We start from the raw sequence: 2791 nt of genomic DNA, 5'->3' as shown, positions 1-2791 counted from the left end.
TCCGCCGCCCTGCCGTCTTCCGCTTCGGCCGGTAGCCGTTGCCCGGAGTTCCGCGGATGTGGTCTCCTTGCTGCTGCTCGCGGACGGCTTCGTTCGCGCGGCGGCGGCGGCCGTCGAGGGCTTCCTTCGGCGGTTTAATGGGGATCAGGCAATCGCAGCCGGAGCCGATCAAATCCTGGCGGCCCGCCTGCTCGAGCGCGCGGCGGACTTCGAAATAGTTCTCCGGCTTGAAGAACTGCATCAGCGCCCGCTGCAATTTGCGGTCGCGCAAATGTTTGGCCACGGCGACCGGTTGCCGCGTGAACGGGTCGTGGCCCGTGTGATACATGCAGGCTGCGATGTCGAACGGGCTGGGAATGAAGTCCTGCACCTGGTCGGGCTTGTAGTGGTTTCGCTTGAGGAACAGCGCGAGGTCGATCATCGCATCGATGCCGCTCCCCGGATGGCTGCCGATGAAGTATGGGATGAGATACTGTTTCTTGCCGGCCGCAGCCGAGGCCTTCTTGAACTCGCGATCGAACTCGACAAAATCCTCGACGCCTGGCTTCTTCATCAAGTGCAGCGTTTGCGAATCGGTGTGCTCGGGGGCCACTTTCAAATAGCCGCCGACGTGGTGCGTCGCTAACTCGCGCATGTATTCGGGGTCGCGGCGGGCCAGGTCCATCCGAATACCGGAAGCCACCAACACCTTCCGCACCCCCGGCTCCTCGCGGGCTTTCCGCATGAGCTGCACCAGCGGGCCGTGATCGGTCCCCAGCAGCTTGCAGATCGTGGGATGCACGCAGCTCAGCCGGCGGCACTTCGCCTCGACCTCCGGACGATTGCACTTCATCTCATACATGTTGGCGGTCGGCCCGCCGATATCGCTCACCACGCCGGAAAACTCCGGGTCGGCCGCCATCCGCCGAATCTCTCCGAGCACGGATTCTTCGCTGCGGCTCTGAATGATCCGGCCCTCGTGGGCAGTGATCGAACAGAAGGTGCAGCCGCCGAAGCAGCCGCGCATGATCTGCACCGAATCTTTCACCACCTCGTAGGCCGGAATCTTCTGTCGGCCATAACTCGGATGCGGCTTCCGCGTATAGGGCAAACCGTAAACGCGATCCATCTCCGATTGCGCAAGCGGCAAGGCCGGCGGATTGACGACCACCGCTTCGGGACCGTGATACTGCACCAGCCGCTTGGCGTTGTGCGGATTGGTCTCCTGATGGGCGATCTTGGTCATGTCGCAGAAGGCCCAGATGTTGGTCGAGACTTGCTCGTAGCTCGGCAATGTGATGGTGCCATCGGTCGGCGACGATTCCTTCGCGCCGAGCCGATAGGCTACACCACGTAGATCGCGGAGGTCGCGAACTGTCGCGCCGGCCGCTAGTCGGTGAGCGATCTCGACGATCGGCCGCTCTCCCATGCCGAACACCAACAGGTCGGCCTTGCAGTCGAGGACGATCGCCCGGCGGACCTTGTCGCTCCAATAGTCGTAATGAGCGATGCGGCGGAGGCTGGCCTCGACTCCCCCGGCGATCACCGGCACTCCCTTAAACGCCTCGCGGGCCCGCTGGCAATAGGCGAGCGTCGCCCGATCGGGGCGGCGGCCAATCTCGCCGCCAGGGCTGTAGGCGTCGTCGTTGCGGACTTTGCGATTGGCCGTGTAATGATTGATCATCGAATCCATATTGCCGGCGCTCACGGCGAAAAAGAGCCGCGGCCGGCCAAACGTGCGCCAAGCGTCGCACGAGCGCCAATCGGGCTGGCTCAAGATGGCCACTCGAAAGCCTTCGCTCTCCAATAACCGCCCGAGCAAGGCCATCGCAAAGCTCGGATGATCGACATGCGCGTCCCCCGTCACGAACACGATATCGACCTGGTCCCACCCGCGCGCCGCCATCTCATCGCGCGACATCGGCAGCGGCGGCGAGGGCGAATAAGTTCCTGACACTCGTGGAGTTATCTGCTCAAGAATCGGCAGACTTGCGAGCGCACTAGCTCCCGTCGGCCGCTCAATGATCGGCAGCGAAGGAACAGGGTTCAAGGATTGCAAGCCGGTAACGGGCATGATCGAGCGCGAGAAGCAAGAGTCGTTGCCGACGCTGCCAGCGTCGGGATTGAAACGGAGGCGATCGCCGCGATCTGAGCAACTCAGTGACAAACGATGGATTCTAACCTTTACCCATAGTCGCGGGCTATGGCCACCATTCACGGTTGGTGATATCGGTGCCGATTTGTCAAGGACAAAATGGCTGAGGGTACTGTCATGGCATGACCAAATACGAAACGATGACCGACGCCAACATTACGACGATCAATCCACAAGCATAAAGAATGCCAGTAATCGTCCGGCCAAACATCGTGCCGATGGCCGCTCCAATGGAAACCGTACCAAGTTCCACGGCCAGAGCGAGTCCGAGCCACGAATAGGCGTTTACGGAGGCCGCCGCAAGGGAGAGCCAGGCGATGGCCACAAACATTCTCTGCATCGAGAATTGAAACGGCTTGCTCATCGCCGCATTATACCAGTGCATGAAAAACCCCGCCGTGGTGTGCGGGCGATCGGGGCGACAAGTGCGATTGGGTAAATCTTACCGCCTTTGGACCATTGGAGCCGGCCGAAAAGCGTCCCAATTAAAATAATGTCCTCCCCCGGCTTGAAGCCTTGCCGCGGCCCGGACATCCGTGGAATTTTTTTGACAACGCCCCCGGCCGAGCGATATGCTGAACAGTCTGGATTGTGAACGAGGCGCCGGCCGGTTTCATCTCTCAAGCCAACTATCTTTTCAAGGGCTCGGCCATGTTA

Annotated in this window: 2 protein-coding genes; both read right to left on the bottom strand. The window is 61.0% G+C overall.

Annotated elements, in window-relative coordinates; translation table 11 throughout:
• The coding region (locus tag VGY55_10125) for a YgiQ family radical SAM protein (protein HEV2970337.1) at positions 1-1900 on the bottom strand (1900 nt) is incomplete at its 3' end.
• Positions 1901-2249: 349 nt separating this feature from the next.
• Positions 2250-2519, bottom strand: coding sequence for a hypothetical protein (locus VGY55_10120; protein HEV2970336.1), 270 nt, complete (start codon positions 2517-2519; stop codon positions 2250-2252).
• Positions 2520-2791 lie beyond the last annotated feature (272 nt).

The sequence above is a fragment of the Pirellulales bacterium genome (assembly GCA_035939775.1).
GTDB lineage: Bacteria > Planctomycetota > Planctomycetia > Pirellulales > DATAWG01 > DASZFO01.
The sequence above is the reverse complement of the archived record's forward strand: the minus strand, read 5'-3'. Positions and strand labels throughout refer to the sequence as shown.

Bases quoted from the DNA above. Each gene is read 5' to 3' on its own strand.
- VGY55_10120 (HEV2970336.1), bottom strand. From the start codon at position 2,519: ATGCACTGGTATAATGCGGCGATGAGCAAGCCGTTTCAATTCTCGATG.